This is a genomic window from Alteromonas genovensis, assembly GCF_010500895.1.
Taxonomy (GTDB): domain Bacteria; phylum Pseudomonadota; class Gammaproteobacteria; order Enterobacterales; family Alteromonadaceae; genus Alteromonas; species Alteromonas genovensis.
Window position 1 is genome coordinate 83421 of the sequence record NZ_JAAAWO010000004.1, and the last position, 15510, is coordinate 98930.

At 44.8% G+C, this 15510-nt stretch carries 16 protein-coding genes and 1 pseudogene; 6 read left to right on the forward strand and 11 right to left on the reverse strand.

The window, feature by feature from the left end; all coding sequences use genetic code 11:
- The first annotated feature begins 112 nt into the window (after positions 1-112).
- Positions 113-1318, forward strand: coding sequence for an OmpA family protein (locus GTQ48_RS06975; protein ID WP_163105834.1), 1206 nt, complete (start codon positions 113-115; stop codon positions 1316-1318).
- A 314-nt stretch (positions 1319-1632) separates the two neighbouring features.
- On the opposite strand, the gene dnaB is transcribed toward GTQ48_RS06975, so the two are convergent.
- Positions 1633-3018, reverse strand: coding sequence for a replicative DNA helicase (dnaB, locus tag GTQ48_RS06980; protein WP_163105836.1), 1386 nt, complete (start codon positions 3016-3018; stop codon positions 1633-1635).
- A 2-nt stretch (positions 3019-3020) separates the two neighbouring features.
- On the opposite strand from dnaB, the gene GTQ48_RS06985 reads away from it, so the two are divergent.
- Positions 3021-3194 (forward strand): hypothetical protein, encoded by a 174-nt coding sequence (locus GTQ48_RS06985; RefSeq protein ID WP_163105838.1) that lies wholly within the window; start codon positions 3021-3023, stop codon positions 3192-3194.
- A 77-nt stretch (positions 3195-3271) separates the two neighbouring features.
- On the opposite strand, the gene GTQ48_RS06990 is transcribed toward GTQ48_RS06985, so the two are convergent.
- The 4 genes and pseudogenes from GTQ48_RS06990 to GTQ48_RS07005 form a co-directional block, all read right to left on the reverse strand.
- Positions 3272-3862, reverse strand: a complete 591-nt coding sequence (locus GTQ48_RS06990; RefSeq protein WP_287009867.1) for a hypothetical protein — start codon at positions 3860-3862, stop codon at positions 3272-3274.
- 211 nt (positions 3863-4073) lie between these two features.
- Positions 4074-5096 (reverse strand): DUF4097 family beta strand repeat-containing protein, encoded by a 1023-nt coding sequence (locus tag GTQ48_RS06995; protein WP_163105839.1) that lies wholly within the window; start codon positions 5094-5096, stop codon positions 4074-4076.
- A 14-nt stretch (positions 5097-5110) separates the two neighbouring features.
- A complete protein-coding gene (locus tag GTQ48_RS07000) occupies positions 5111-5692 on the reverse strand; it encodes a hypothetical protein (RefSeq protein ID WP_163105841.1) in 582 nt (193 codons plus the stop codon).
- A pseudogene (locus GTQ48_RS07005) lies at positions 5685-6252 on the reverse strand (RNA polymerase sigma factor). The gene GTQ48_RS07000 and the pseudogene GTQ48_RS07005 overlap by 8 nt, the downstream one beginning before the upstream one ends.
- A gap of 132 nt (positions 6253-6384) precedes the next feature.
- Here GTQ48_RS07005 and GTQ48_RS07010 point away from each other — a divergent pair.
- On the forward strand, positions 6385-7020 hold the full coding sequence (locus GTQ48_RS07010) for an MOSC domain-containing protein (protein WP_163105843.1): 636 nt from the start codon (positions 6385-6387) through the stop codon (positions 7018-7020).
- A gap of 13 nt (positions 7021-7033) precedes the next feature.
- Here GTQ48_RS07010 and GTQ48_RS07015 read toward each other — a convergent pair whose 3' ends face one another.
- The 5 genes from GTQ48_RS07015 to GTQ48_RS07035 form a co-directional block, all read right to left on the reverse strand.
- Positions 7034-8116 (reverse strand): MBL fold metallo-hydrolase, encoded by a 1083-nt coding sequence (locus GTQ48_RS07015; RefSeq protein ID WP_163106155.1) that lies wholly within the window; start codon positions 8114-8116, stop codon positions 7034-7036.
- Positions 8117-8303: 187 nt separating this feature from the next.
- On the reverse strand, positions 8304-8756 hold the full coding sequence (rplI, locus tag GTQ48_RS07020; RefSeq protein ID WP_163105844.1) for a 50S ribosomal protein L9: 453 nt from the start codon (positions 8754-8756) through the stop codon (positions 8304-8306).
- A 26-nt stretch (positions 8757-8782) separates the two neighbouring features.
- Entirely contained in the window at positions 8783-9010 is a 228-nt protein-coding gene (gene rpsR / locus GTQ48_RS07025) for a 30S ribosomal protein S18 (RefSeq protein WP_012519954.1), read from the reverse strand.
- An 11-nt stretch (positions 9011-9021) separates the two neighbouring features.
- Positions 9022-9423: a 30S ribosomal protein S6 gene (gene rpsF / locus GTQ48_RS07030; RefSeq protein ID WP_032097692.1), complete on the reverse strand. Its 402-nt coding sequence runs from the start codon at positions 9421-9423 to the stop codon at positions 9022-9024.
- A gap of 180 nt (positions 9424-9603) precedes the next feature.
- Positions 9604-10776, reverse strand: a complete 1173-nt coding sequence (locus GTQ48_RS07035) for a GAF domain-containing sensor histidine kinase (protein WP_338023295.1) — start codon at positions 10774-10776, stop codon at positions 9604-9606.
- Positions 10777-11120: 344 nt separating this feature from the next.
- On the opposite strand from GTQ48_RS07035, the gene GTQ48_RS07040 reads away from it, so the two are divergent.
- From GTQ48_RS07040 to GTQ48_RS07050, 3 genes are all read left to right on the forward strand, one after another.
- Positions 11121-11408 (forward strand): YebG family protein, encoded by a 288-nt coding sequence (locus tag GTQ48_RS07040; protein ID WP_163105846.1) that lies wholly within the window; start codon positions 11121-11123, stop codon positions 11406-11408.
- 204 nt (positions 11409-11612) lie between these two features.
- Positions 11613-12392 (forward strand): ATP-binding cassette domain-containing protein, encoded by a 780-nt coding sequence (locus GTQ48_RS07045; RefSeq protein WP_163105848.1) that lies wholly within the window; start codon positions 11613-11615, stop codon positions 12390-12392.
- Positions 12386-13828, forward strand: coding sequence for an FtsX-like permease family protein (locus GTQ48_RS07050; RefSeq protein WP_163105850.1), 1443 nt, complete (start codon positions 12386-12388; stop codon positions 13826-13828). The genes GTQ48_RS07045 and GTQ48_RS07050 overlap by 7 nt, the downstream gene beginning before the upstream one ends.
- Before the next feature lie 14 nt (positions 13829-13842).
- On the opposite strand, the gene GTQ48_RS07055 is transcribed toward GTQ48_RS07050, so the two are convergent.
- On the reverse strand, positions 13843-15426 hold the full coding sequence (locus tag GTQ48_RS07055; RefSeq protein ID WP_163105852.1) for a methyl-accepting chemotaxis protein: 1584 nt from the start codon (positions 15424-15426) through the stop codon (positions 13843-13845).
- Positions 15427-15510: the final 84 nt, after the last annotated feature.

Genomic DNA, 15510 nt, shown 5'->3' on the forward strand with positions numbered 1-15510 from the left:
AATAAATGGCATGCTTTGTGCTTTGTTCTAGGAAACTAGTTCAAAACTAAGCTCGCAAGCACAACTATAATTATCAATTTGATAATCACTCAACGTTAAACAGGATGTGACTATGAAACACAACTTAAAATTAGCAGCGCTATCTCTTGCTGTAATGGCTTCAACAAATGCGTTTGCACAAGAATCTTCAGAACCAGAGTACAAGCACTGGATTGGTCTTTCAGGCATGTACTACAATGCCGACGAATCTCGCCCTTTGTCACTCACTGAAGGCGGAACGTACGATAAAGGTCAAGGCCTTTCATTAGAATACGGCTTCCGTTTCACACAAAGCTGGGCAGCGCGCGTAGAGCTCACTGATTTAGAACTAGATAATGCAGCCGGCATCCCTGCAAATGACGCAGACGGTGAGATGGTTGGCGTTGACGCTATGTACTTCATGCCTGATGACGCCTACTTCCTATTTGCTGGTGTTAAGCGCCAATCAGTAGGTGTATCGACTACTCAAGGTAACATCGGTATTGGTAAGCACTGGAATATACATGAGTCTGTAAGACTTATCACAGAAATTGCCGCTTACCACGATTTTGGCGAAGACTATAACGACTACAGCGTTAAGGTAGGTATTGCAGTACCATTTGGTAAAAGCACGCCTGCAGCGCCAATGGACAGCGACAACGACGGCGTTGTAAACGGTAAAGACCAGTGCCCTATGACACCAGCCGGCGTTCGCGTTGATGCAACAGGTTGTTCTGTAGACAATGATAACGACGGCGTAATGAACAGCGTTGATCAGTGTCCAAACACACCAGCAGGTACGCAAGTAGATGCAAAGGGTTGTGCAATTAAAGATGCAGACAACGATGGCGTTGTAGATAGCAAAGACATGTGCCCAGATACAGAAGCTGGCGTAAAAGTTGATGCGAAAGGTTGTACTGTTTTTGACGAAGAGACTGTAGAAATTACACTACGCGTTCTTTTCGACAGTGAAAGTGCTGTTGTTAAAATGCCTAAAGATCCAGAAATTTCTGAATTTGCTGGTTTCATGAAGCAGTATCCTTCTACTACAGCGGTAATCGAAGGTCACACTTCTGCGCCAGGTACTGAGTCTTACAACATGGACTTATCTGAGCGTCGTGCCGCTAACTTTAAAGACGTAATGGTTGATATGTATGGCATCGATTCTACTCGCCTAGAAACAGTAGGTTACGGTGAAACACAATTACTAGATTCAGCAAGTAATGCTGAAGCACACCGTGTAAACCGTCGCATATCAGTGACAGTTAAAGACACTGTTAAAGTAGCTGAAGAGAAGTAATTCTTAACCAGCTAACGCAAAAAGGCGCTTAAGGGCGCCTTTTTTGTGTCTATCTTTTTTACTATTGTGTCAACGGAAGCTCTAACTAACGCTTTAATTAATTTACAGAGCGCCGCGAATTAGCTTTTCATCAGCTTTTAAGTCTATTGTCTTCGCTGTGTTACGCCTTTTTTACGAAAAAACACATTAGCCTGACTAAGTCTGCTTTAGTCGCCATAGGCCTAATCTTCACAAGAGCTTGTCGCAAGCGCTCGTCCTTGTGAGCGCTAGTCGTTTTAAGCAAAAGCGGTAGTATGCCCTACTCTTTAGCAGCGCTAATAATCATCGGCCATGGCGGGGCCTGCGTAATTGTCGAATCGCGAGAACTGGCCTTGGAAAGTAAGTCGAGAGGTACCAATAGGCCCGTTACGCTGCTTACCAATAATGATTTCTGCGATACCTTTATCTTCACTGTTTTCGTGATACACCTCATCACGATAGATAAACATAATTAAGTCGGCATCCTGCTCGATAGAGCCTGATTCACGTAAGTCCGAGTTAACCGGTCGCTTATCGGCTCGCTGCTCTAGGGTACGGTTAAGCTGAGATAGGGCCACTACCGGCACCTCCAGCTCTTTTGCTAATGCTTTTAATGAGCGTGATATCTCCGCAATCTCAAGAGTACGATTTTCACTTAGTGAGGGAACCCGCATAAGCTGAAGGTAATCAATCATGATTAGGCTGATACCGCCGCGCTCTCTAGCAAGCTTTCTTGCTCTACTGCGCACGTCCATAGGCGTTAGGCCTGAAGAATCATCAACAAAAAGGCGGTCTTTGTCTTTTAACATCGCCATCGTATTTGAAATTCTCGCCCAATCTTCATCATCTAGCTGCGCGGTTCTAATTTTTGTTTGGTCAACACGACTTAATGATGCAAGCATACGCATCATAATTTGTTCAGAGGGCATCTCAAGACTGAATACGAGAACCGGCTTTTCTTCTGCCATCATGGCATTTTCGACCAAGTTCATCGCGAACGTGGTTTTACCCATTGATGGTCTAGCTGCAACAATAATAAGATCGGAAGGCTGCAGACCACTGGTTTTTTTGTCTAAGTCGGTAAACCCTGTTGTAACACCGGTTACCTCTTTATTCGTCTTAACCAGCTCCTCAAGTCGGTCAATGGTTTTGCCTAGAACAGACTCAACATTGCGAGGACCTTCATTTTCTCCGGTTCTTCGTTCGGCAATTTCAAACACTCGGCTTTCTGCTAAATCGAGAATATCGGCGCTATCTCGGCCCTCTGGATTATAGCCAATCTCTGCAATCTCGTGCGCAACGCCTATAAGCTCTCTGGTTATCGCCCGCTCACTAATAATTTGAGCATAAGAGGCCACATTAGCGGAACTCGGAGTGTTTTTCGCCAGCTCGCCGAGATAAGCAAACCCACCGGCATCTTCAAGTTCATCGTGCTTTTCTAGCTCTTCAGATACGGTAATGAGATCGATGGGATTACTGTTATTTAAAAGACGAGTTATGGCTTTAAATATAATTTGATGCGAACGATTGTAGAAATCTGTCTCTGTGACGAGTTCCGCTACTTTATCCCAACTCTCAGGATCGATAAGCATACTGCCTAAAACAGACTGCTCCGCCTCTATACTGTGAGGGGGAACCTTCAATTTTTCTATATTCTTATCGCCTTGGGGGGGAGAAGCCACGTATGAAACCTATTGTAATGAAACAAAAACAGTGGACTATTATGCGCTTTTACCACGCGTCTCTCAATAAACTTACACCGCATTCTCTGCAACAGGACAATATTCACGCAGATATTTTTAAGGCAATAATGACAACGTTGGGTACCCCAATACGTTATAAGCTCTCTGCGTTTTAATGCACATAGCCCGAAAACATTTCAAGAGGAGTCGCTTCTTTCGCACAGAAGGAGCAACTCATTATGGAGTACCGCTTTTAAATCGTTGCTTTTTCTAGGCGAAAAAACGTTCCATTAGAGGGTATAACTGCGTTATCGCTTTGCTGAATGAGCAATGTTCTGCCTAACGTTGCTACATCAGATGCACAGGTTAGTTCAATCTTAGTGACGTCGTCACGTGAAAAACCAATACGCTGCGGGTCTACCTTATATTGTGAATAAAAGTCATCTGAACTTAACCGTTGAGTGTGGTATTCAGGCACTTCACAGGCAAATTGGTCTAGCTGAGCGGACGTGGCCGAGTAGGTGAAGGAGCTTCCAAGTACGCGACTCTTACTCGTATTTTGGCTACTTTTTTCATCTTGATAAGTATCTGTTATCACCCACGTTCCCTCATAAAAGGACGGTTCGTGGATAGCGCAACCTAACGTTAATGCGCAAATGCCAAACGCGCCTATAATAAGGCTATGAAATTTCCAAAAGCGTTTAACATGTCCAATAATCTTCACTGCTATCTCCATTATTTCTAAATCTATTGTGGCTTCCTGCAACCTATCACTGCTATCAACTTCGCTTTCACACTCGCTCTCATCATAACTGCTGCGACTTAGTACGTGTTGATCTAACACAACCTTTACGCTTTGACGTCGAGTTCAAGGGAAGCTGGGGGAGCGAAGAGAGAATCTGTACGGTTTATCTCTGAATTTGTATCAAAAAAAGCTGCCTTTGTATGAGCAGCTTTCTATCTATCGATTTTTAGCGAACCACATCATGATTAATAAATGCGGACTAAATCTGATTATTCAACCTAGTAAACAAATTAGAAATGCACTAGCTTATTCACTTTTCGTCTATTTCAATTCGCCCGTGCACTGTAGAAATGTCAACGTTTGCAGAGCCACCGTTTTGAATGAAGCGAAGCCAACGACTTGGACCGTATTTCGGTTTCTTCACTTCATCGTCGCTAATGTTATTCTTGATGTTGCCGCCAGCATGGGCCTCAATATCAAACTGCGCTGAAACACCTTGCTGGAAGGCAAGAGACACAGCACCACCAACGGAGTTTGCTTTTACCTGTCCGTTATCGTTTAACGACATACTAGCCGTCGTCTTTCCGTTAACCGTATCAATCTCTAATCTATCTATTGCTGCTAATGTAAGCTCAATACGACCATTGACCGTTTCAACCGCAACCTCTGGACTTGTTGTGTTAACGTCTAGGTCTCCATTAACCGAAGTAAATGAAATTTCATTACTGCCTGTATGCGTTACCTCTATATCACCATTAACGGTTTCCACATCGAGGTCGCCCACTACATTTAACAACTCAATATCACCGTTTACCGACTCTACTTCAATGTGTGAACCCGAATTCTCAATGGTTACGTCTCCATTGACGACTTCAATGTCTACAGCATTTTGAATCCCTGTAGCAATGACATCAGCGTTTACTGCGGTATAGTGAAGGTCACTGTCAATAGGCGCATAAATGGTAAGCTCATCGCCATCGTTATTATTACCATACCACTGCTTCGACTTGCGCTTTACCTCAACATGAATAACAACCACATCGCCGCGCTTTTCAAAGACAAACTCTTCTGTTCGATCGCCGAGCTCCCCGACCACGCGAACTTGTGACTTGTCCCACACTTTGATCTCGGCACTGCCGTTTACGTGTTCAATATCGAGTTTTGGTGATGATGAAGTCTCAATGGTTTTATCAATTTTTTCACCTGCAAGCGCGGTAGGTGAAAGCGCGAGTGCTATCACGGTGCTAAATGCTGCTATCGCCTTTGGAACTGTTATCACTCTAAGTGCTGGTATCGCCTTAGGTGTTAGTATGTTGTTCAGTCTTGCGTTCATTAGATTACCTCTTATTAAATTTGCTGCCATTTTGGCGCGTGCACTCGCTCAACTAAGGCAATTTGTTGTTGATAAACATGGTGTAGCATTTTGATTAACGCTGAATTATCAGGATCCTCTTTTAATGCTGCTTTGATGGCATCTGCTGCCGTATCTAATTCATTTAATTGCTGCTGCCAGTCTTTTGTTAGCGCTGGCGTAGTTTCATAACTTGCGAGTAACCCCGCTATGTATTGACGCTGCTGTAAGCTTTGCGCTTCAACGAGTTCGTAGTTATTCACTGAACCATCGTTATGTGTTGAGCCCGGCGCGTTAACCAACATATCAGCAGGTTGTGATGCTGATGGATTACCAATAGGCGTTAAAAACCACAGCATGGAGCACACAACAGCAAACGCGGCAGCCACTGCCCAAACGCCTTTCGAGGCGAACACTGCCTGACTTTCGCCATGCTCATTGATTACAGTACTATCTACTGCCCTGTCATCTTGACGGGTTAACCCCAGTTCAATACCACGCCAAAGATCGCGTTCGGGTTGCCGTTCTTTTTTCAATTCGCTAAGGCGCTGTAACAGCTGTTTATCCGCATTACTCATCGGTATACCCCATTGCATGTTTTAAAAGCCCTCTGGCTCGATGCAGCTGTGCTTTGCTCGAGCCCACCGCCATATTGAGCATGCTGGCTATCTCTTCGTGTCGATAGCCTTCTACTGCATAAAGCACGAACACGAGTCGGGCTCGTTCTGGCAATATGCATGTCTAAATCGTTATCATCTGTTTCTTGAGGCGCTACAGGCTCTGTAATGCCGCTGGTTTCTATATTTAGCATGCGCTGAAACCAACTGCGCTGCTTACGCATATAGGAGATAGTGACATTTGCCGTCACGCTGTGTAGCCAAGTAGAAAATTGACTACTGCCATCGTAGTTGGCAATCTTTCTCCATAGCTGGATAAACACCTCTTGCGACGCATCTTCGGCCAAGCCTTTGTCGCCAGTTAAGCGGTAACACAGTGCATAGACGCGGCCTATATGCTGCTCGTATAGCGTCTTAAAAGCGTATTTACTGCCCGCTTTTACGTCAGCGATTATCTCGCTTTGTGATTTAGCGGTAAAAACCGCTCTGTCGCAACAAGTGCGTTGGTGGCCTTGCTCCATGACGCTCTCTTTTTTGTGTACACTGTAATAGAAAATGTCAGTGTGGCACCTGTTAGTGTTATAACCTTAGTCGTAGCCTATAGTAGAAAGGTTTAAAGAAAAAAAAAGTTTTTACAAAAATGCGGAGTTGGTATGTCAGAATTTAAAGTCAATGCACTGTTTGCAGGTCAACCAAGCCCTTTAGGGCCGCGAGGGGCACCCAGCAGTATTGTGAAAGAACCGGTGTCTCAACTCACTGTGCATACCGATAAAACTGATGAAGATTTACAGGCAAACAAGCGCCTTCACGGTGGCCCTGAAAAAGTGCTGCACCAATATAACCCCACTAACTACCTTACCCTTCGAAAACATTTCCCAGAGGGAGAGTTTGTACCCGGCAGCATAGGTGAAAACCTGAGTGTTGAGGGTATGGACGACGCAACGGTTTTCATTGGCGATATATGGCAATTTGGTGAGGTTCAATTACAGGTGAGCGCTCCAAGAGCGCCTTGCAGCAAAATATCTCAACGATTTGGTATATCAAATTTAGACAGATTTGTGGGTGAAAGAGGCATCACAGGTTGGTATTACCGAGTGTTGAAAACCGGTGTTATCTATCCCGGCGATAAGGTGCGTTTGATTGAACGCCAGGGCAACACCGTTAGTGTGCATGAACTCATGCAGTGTACACACACTAAAACAGATAAAGCGCTAGCAACAGCACTGTCTTCACTCTCCGTTCTTGATGATGAATGGCGATTGAAATGTGAAAAAATTAGCAAACGTTAAGCACTAGGTGGCCTTAAAAGGTCACCTTTTCTCCCTCGTTGAGAATATATAGCGGAATGGTGTTATTTAACTGCTTGTCCATTTCTATTAATCTAAACAGTGCCGAGTGGGAGGTTTTATCGCCCATTTGCCAACTCGCATTGCCATAACCCCACGGAATAACCACGCCACAGTTCAATTCCTTTGCAGCCACAAGCGTATCTTCTGGCGTGGTGTGCACATTGCGATACCATTTAGGAGACGACTCACTGAAGTACGAGGCGATAGGAAGTAGGCAAACGTCGATACGACCAAATCGATTTCCGATATCTTTAAAGTGGGCCGAGTACCCAGTGTCGCCGGCAAAGAACAAGGTTTTACCGTTGCGTTCTAGCACCCAACCACCCCATAGCGCTTTGTCATTGTCTTCATACAAGAAGGGCACCATTATACGACTGCTGAAATGATGGGCAGGAACAAAGTGTATGGTGGTATCGCCGAGTGCTTTTTTTGCATACCAAGCCATTTCGGTGATGTTATAGCCGCCACTAGGAAAATGCTCACCAAACCCTAGTGGTACTAGATAAGAGGGCATATTACCAATGTGCTTGATATCCGATTTATTAAAATGATCGTAGTGAATGTGGGAATACATGACGGCGTCAATTTGCTCTATTTCTTGTGATGATAGCGCTGAGGCAGGGTTGCGGAAAAAGCCATCTGCTAATTTAAATGCCCAATTCACCGGCCAGTCAAATTGTTCAAATACGGGGTCAAACAGAAACTGCTGTCCCTCTTTAGTTGTCACCACAAAACTAGCATGTCCTAACCAACGAACGGTAAAACCGCTATCGATAGCCAGTGACGGATTGTCACCGCGATAGACACAGTCTTCCATATCGCCTTCACACTTTATTTTGTCAGTAGGCGCATAGCAATTTGTAGTACACGTAATTGGGTAGCTTGGAAAGTTAGCGTAAAGGTTGCTGAATCGCCCTTCAAATCCACCCGTGCTATCTCGCTTTATCACCGACTCTGAAGGAGCGTTAGTCTCAACGTGGTTTTTTGCGGCGCATCCACAAAAAAGCAATACGAAAGATAAAATGACGAACTTCATAGCGAACGTAATAGCGAGCTGCATAGCGACCCCAAAGAGAATTAATACACTGATAGTATTGTATTTATACCCTACCTAGCACAAGTATAAAAACGTAAGTAATACCAGTCTGCATAGATAATTATTTTGTGATTTTTAGGCATAAAAAAACCGCTCATAAGAGCGGTTTTTCTAATTACATGAACGCTTACGCTTCAGCAATGATGATCACTTTAATTGAAGTGGTTACATCAGAGTGAATCTGTACGTCGATGTCGTACTCACCAGTTTCACGAAGTGTACCGGTAGGTAGTTTAACCTGTGCTTTTTGTACTTCAACGCCAGCTGCAGTAATTGCATCAGCGATGTCACGTGTACCAACAGAGCCAAACAACTTGCCTTCTTCACCAGCAGGTGCAGCAATTGTAACTTCAGCCAACTCGTTGATTTTTTCAGCGTTTGCGTTTGCAGCAGCTAGCTGCTCAGCAATTTTCGCTTCAAGATCGGCACGACGTGCTTCGAACTTCTCAACGTTGTCTTTAGTTGCAGGAACCGCTTTACCCTGTGGGAAAAGGAAGTTACGAGCATAACCAGACTTTACAGTCACTTGGTCGCCCAAGCCGCCAAGATTGGCGATTTTATCTAGTAGGATGATGTTCATCTAAGCTACCCCTTAAGTTCGCCAAATTACTTGTGTGAATCAGTGTACGGAAGCAACGCAAGAAAACGTGCGCGCTTGATCGCAGATGACAGCTGACGCTGATATTTTGCGCTAGTACCAGTAATACGACTAGGGACAATTTTACCGCTCTCAGTGATGTAGTTCTTAAGAGTAGCGATATCTTTGTAATCTATTTCGGTCACACCTTCTGCTGTAAAACGGCAGAACTTACGACGTCTGAAAAAACGAGCCATGGGTGATCTCCTTAAGCGTTGTCTTCAGTGGTTTCAGTTTTCTTTTCTGCGCGCTCTGTGCGAGGTGCAGAATCTTCACGACGCTCACGACGAGGCTCTTCTTTCATCATTGGAGAAGGCTCAGTAACAGCGTTTTTAGTGCGCATTACCATGTTACGCAAGATCACGTCATTGAAACGGAAAGCATTTTCCAATTCGTCAACGGCGTCAGCAGATGCTTCAGCATTGATTAGTACGTAGTGTGCTTTGTGTAGCTTTTCGATTGGGTAAGCCAATTGACGGCGGCCCCAATCTTCTAAACGATGAATCTGACCACCGTCTTGCTTAAGAATAGTAGTATAACGCTCGATCATACCAGGTACTTGTTCACTCTGATCAGGGTGAACCATAAATACGATTTCGTAATGACGCATTATAGCTCCTTACGGTTGTAGCCTCGACAGTACAGCCAACTGTATGGAGACAAGGAACGAATTGGGATGGCTGTAAGGGCGCGCATTATACGCATACCGTTAAAATTGCACAAGCATTAATCACTGCCATATTGAACAGCTCTGGGGAGGGTGGACAATTTACCGTTATTAGGGGACGGCTTAGATAGGAATTTTCAGCGAGAATTCTGTTTTCGAGGCATCGGATTCTACGGTTAACGTTCCGTTGTGGGCGCTGGAAATTTGCGATGCGATAAAAAGCCCAAGCCCTAGGCCACCTGTATCTCGATGATTTTGCTGTCGCCAAAACGGCTGAAATAGCCGTGACATCGCATCGGCTGAGATGGCGTCTCCGTGATTGGATACACGGATAACTAAGCTATTCTCAACAATATTTCCATTCACCTGAATCGGCCGGCTATCATCGCCATGCACAATGGCGTTTATTAAAAGGTTAGACAGTACTTGGCTAATTCTTTCAGGGTCGCAATGCACCTTACCCTCTAAATTGATATTGCAATGAATATTACATTCTTTATGCAGTAGCGTTAATTCTGATACCGCATGAAGCAAGACGCTATTGAGGTTGTCAACATGCTGCATGTTAAGGGGGATCTCACTGCCCATTTTACCATGGGTGAAATCCATAACGTCTGATATGAGCCTAGACATCCTACTTGCACTGTTATCCATACGTGTTAGCACGTTTTTGGCCGTATCGTCCTGGGTAATATCAGATAAAAAGTCGATCCCCATTTTTAGTGATGATAGAGGCGTTCTGATATCGTGCCCTAAAATAGCAATGTATTGCTCGCGCAGCTTTGCTGCTGACTGCTCGTCAAAAAGTGCTGCTTTGGTATCCTCAAACACCTCATTCATTTTTATTTGACGAGAAATAAGGGCAGCAAAAGAGGAAATCTGATTGGTAATACGGCCGATTTTTAGCGTTGCAGGTTGAGGATCTAACCCACAAATGGTGCCGAAAAAATTACCATCCACATCGTATATAGGGTATGAGAAGTAGCTTTCAAAGCCATACATTTCTGGAATGGGGCTATGCTTAAACTCGTCGTCTTCGGACGCATGTTCAATAATAACGGGCTGCTGAGAAATTCTTACCGAATTACAGAAGGTAGTTTGTATATCAAGTTTGTCACCTGGGTTCAGGTTGAACTCGATACGGTCGAGCACAGAACACATAGTCCACTCTTGCTTTGTTACCCTGGCTACACAAATAAATCGCAAGCCCGTTAAATCTGCAAGCATTTCCATAATGTGTGGAATAACATCAATCGTTTGTATAACGCTAATATCAGTTGGGGCTTTTATGCTCACCGGCAGCTTTCTCCATGTTTGAGTATTCCGTTTCTCAATCTATTCTTTATTCTCAATCTGTTTTTTACTCACAATTTGCTTCTTGAAAGGGCATTGAAGAAAAAGCAGCATCGCCATGGAATAAGCATTGTCCCCATTTATATGGTGACACTGAACCCTACAAAATAAAAGGTGTTATTTATGTTTATGAATTGGCTCTGACGTCCCGAGTGCTCTACACAACGTACATTCTAAAAAGCTAATATTAAAAAGTACGGAGCGAAGAAAAATTAACCTCAAGACTGTTTATTTATACAGTAAAATGCTGTACAGTTTTTGAGAACTTAAAAAGAAGGGGACCTACCATGGCCATTACCACACAGTATGTTGTTACGCACAAAGGGGTAGAAAAATTGGTAACTACCGACAAAAAGGAAGCTGATCAGTACGACAAGATGCTCGATGCAGCAGATAACTTAGCGCAATATATCCAAGCAAAGGGTATTGGTCTTGATGACAGCGCGTTAGAAGAACTCTCAATCTTGCTGTCTAAAAACAAAGACAAGATCAGTAAAATATTTAAGGGCTCGTCTGCCCAAAGCGTACTGGAAGACGAAAGCGCAGAAGTGGTAAAGCTCAAAGCTAACGGCTAACAAACAGCCGTTAGCACCCGTGCTTTTTACGGTGCTTGCTCCTGCCTTTATATTAAGCTGCCCAAAAGCTAGGGCTCGCTTTCTATGACTTACTATCTCAATCATCAGAATTAGCATAACGGGCTGAACATTCAAGACATGTAAGTCACTTCGTTATTCGATAATATAGAAGAATAAAGATTGAGATAGTAGTTAGGAGTTAGCGTGAAAGCAGGCGTTAGTGCAACAGAAAGCGCAAAGACAAACGGTTCTTATAACATTGCCATTGCTATAGATAACGTTAGCTTTTCCCATAACGCTGCTCATAGTGAAAGAGCCCGACTTTTTATTGAAATAGAGCAGTGGCATTTGTACCGTGGAGAGCATGTGTTTCTTTCCGGCCCATCTGGAAGCGGCAAAAGCACGTTTTTAAACTTACTAAGCGGCACCCTTACACCTGACAGCGGTACAATATCTCTCTTAGAACAGCCTTTTTCTGCACTTTCTAATAAGCAGCGGGATCGATTTCGCGCTAACAATATTGGCGTTGTGTTTCAGCAGTTTAATCTCATTCCATACCTGTCTGTGAAACAAAATGTTAAGGCCGCTCTCTATTTTGCCGGTGCAAATATAAAGGACAAGGCCCTTGATGAGCGAATATTGAAACTACTCAACGACTTACAGCTTTCAAACCAACTGTTAAATGCGAAAGCAGACACCCTTAGCGTGGGTCAACAGCAGCGCGTTGCCATTGCCCGCGCACTCATCAATACGCCTGATATTTTAATTGTCGATGAGCCCACATCAGCCCTTGATGCCAAAGCGAGAGATAGCTTCATGGACGTGCTAAAAAAACTCGCCAAAAACAGTGCGTTGGTTTTTGTCAGTCACGACCCTTACTTAAAGAAGTATTTCTCAAGGCATATGAGTATGCATCAATTTACCCCGAATCATCAAAAAGTCGCTGGTGTGTCTGATGCCTCTAGGGACGCATCACCATGTTAACCACAATCGCGATAGAAAGTTTAAAGCGCCGCAAGAACACTGCACTTCTTACGCTAGTGAGCATTGTGATTAGTGTGAGTTTACTGCTTAGTGTTGATATTATTCGTTCCCAGGTGAAAGGCAGTTTCACGCGCACGGTGTCGGGCGTTGATGTGATTGTAGGAGCGCCAAGCGGCCAGCTTAATTTATTGCTGTCGTCTGTCTTTAACTTAACCACACCGTCGAAAGGGATTAGTTGGGACCGCGTAAGTTCGCTTAACAGCGACCCCCGTGTATCTTGGCTTATTCCCTTATCGCTTGGCGATACGCACAGTGGGAATCGCGTCGTCGGTACCACTAACGCTTACTTTGAGCATTTCAAATATGGCGATAAACAACCTTTGGTGTTTGCTGAAGGGGGCCCATTTGCCCACGTGGGCTCAGCTGTTATTGGCGCTGACGTTGCAGAGTCTTTAGGTTACCGCGTTGACGATAGTATTGTTATATCTCATGGATTAGGAAATGTGTCCTTTCGTCAGCACGACGGCTTTCCTTTTTCAGTGACCGGCGTGTTAGAGAAAACAGGTACACCTGTTGATAAAGCGGTGTATGTCACGCTTATTGGCCTTGAAAAAGCCCATGAGCATGCTGGCCCGTCTGGCATAGTGAAGCCATCCCAATCCATCCAGCGCCCGTCAAACTTACACGCTCAGGCACACGCACATACTGACGGTGAAACTGCTGTTCACGATAAAGATGACCATGACAAAATTAGCCATGAAAAAGCTGAGCCTGAAGAAGCTGGTCACAAAGAAAAGAGGTACGAGGGTGATAATAGCCCTCATGCACACGAGGAGGACACTGAGCGCCAACGCATGGGTGAGATGGACGTTGAAAACAATACTGTTTCATCAGTGTCTGCGGTGATGTTGGGGCTAAAAAATCGTGTAACCGCTCTGCAATTGCAATATCAACTCAATCAGCGAAACAATGAACCCGTGCTCGCCATATTGCCGGGCATGGCACTCGCTGAGCTATGGCAAATTATGGGAAATGTGGAGGCCCTGCTTTTGCTGTTGTCTTCACTTATCGTGATGTCAGCCCTTATTGGCCTGGCCACCATGCTATTGGCTACCATGCGAGAGCGTTATCAAGAAATTGCGGTACTACGCACTATTGGCGCAAGTCCAGCCGCTCTTCTTATATTGGTACAGCTAGAGGCGTTGCTTATCGCGTTAGCTGGGTGCGGTGTCAGTCTGCTAGTGGTAACAGGCTTGCTCACTGCACTCAAGCCATGGTTAAGCGCCGAGTTTGGCTTATTTTTAAGTGATACTCTTCTGTCTTCAAACAGCCTAGCAATAGTCATACTTGTATTAGCAAGTACTTACATTGTGTCATTTTTTCCAGCCTATGCCGCGTATAAACGCGGCTTACACGCTGAATTAAACAGTCAATAACATGCGAGTTATTGTTACTCTCCCACACGCTTGCCGGTGCTAAAGCGCAAAATAAGTTCGTGAACGCGATTAACCGTTTCACGTAAGTCATCGCTTGCGGCCAGTGAAGCCTCTGAAGAACGCTGGGTTTCCTCAGCACCGTCTGCAACATCGACAAGCTGTTGATTAATGTGCTCAGCAACCGTACTTTGCTCTTCAACTGCTGATGACATCTCCACCGTGGCGTCTGCAATACCGCTTACCGCGTTATTAATTTCAAACAAGGCTCCGCGGGTTTCTTCTACTATCAAACTGCCTCTCTCTGCCGACGCTAAACCATCGGTAGATACCCGTACCGCACGGTCTGAACGCTCAGCCAATTCAGTGATAATATTGTGAATTCTATCGGTAGAATCTCGAGTACGTGAGGCAAGCGTTCTTACCTCATCGGCTACCACGGCGAAGCCTCTACCTTGCTCACCCGCTCTCGCTGCTTCTATTGCCGCGTTAAGCGCTAGTAGGTTTGTTTGTTCTGCGATGGCGGAAATAATATTGGCGGCCTCGCCAATATCGCTCGTTGACTGCGCTAGCTCAGTCACGGTTTCTGAGATTGATTCAACCGCTCCTCGCAATGACACAATAGCCTGCATAGCCTCTTCGGCTTTTTTGTTGCCCGTGTCCACGTTCATGGCCGCGGTTCTAGCGCTCTTCGCATTGCTTTCTACGCGCTCTGCAACTTCCTGAATAGCCTGACTCATTTGCGTTACCGCAGATGCTATTTGCTGAGTAGCCTGATTCTGCTGTACCACAGCTGCACTGGTGTTTTCAGCCTGTGTGTGAGTGGTTCGCGACACAGTTTCAAGCCCAGCGGATGCATCTTTTATGCGAGTAAGTGCAGTACGTGTTCTTGCAAGTTCACAGCCAAGAACCAGCTTTGCTTGTGCAATATGAGGGGGATCTTCAAAATACGTCTGAGCCACAATATCATTACTATAACTTTCAGGGCTTAACGTAAGAAACTCTGTCCACTCACTTCGCGTTTTCGCGGCCTGTGCACTGATAAGCACTAACAACGCAATAAGTGAAATAGCTGCTGCTATTGTATTAGATGTAAACCACACCGCTGCGACCCCAACAAGGCCAATCAGTAGAGAGGGCCAAACATGACCAAGGCGATGGGCTATTTGATGAGACACTGAAGTGGCAGATTTGCCCCCACGAATTCGCTCATACATGTCAGTAGCACGCTGCACTTCCTCTGCAAGTGCAGGCACTCTCACTGACTCGTAGCCCACAATAGTCGATTTATCATAAACTGGAGTGACAAATGCCGACACCCAATAGTGATCACCATCTTTGCGTCTATTTTTGACTAATCCTAGCCAGCATTGACCAGACTCAAGGGTTGCCCACATTTCTTTGAACACAGAGGGTGGCATATCCGGGTGGCGAATTAAGTTGTGGTTTTTACCAATTAACTCATCTCGCTCAAATCCACTAGCTTCAACAAATTCATCATTACAATGCTGAATAACACCTCGTCTGTCGGTTGACGAAATTAGTCTGAAGTGAGGAGGAAACTTATACTCTTTTTGAGTAACTGGCTGATTATTTCTCATTAAACAAGGGCTCCATTAGAACTCATCAGTGATGCTGGTGCGACACTGCTTCCTAATACTTAAGACTAGAACAATATTAGTTAA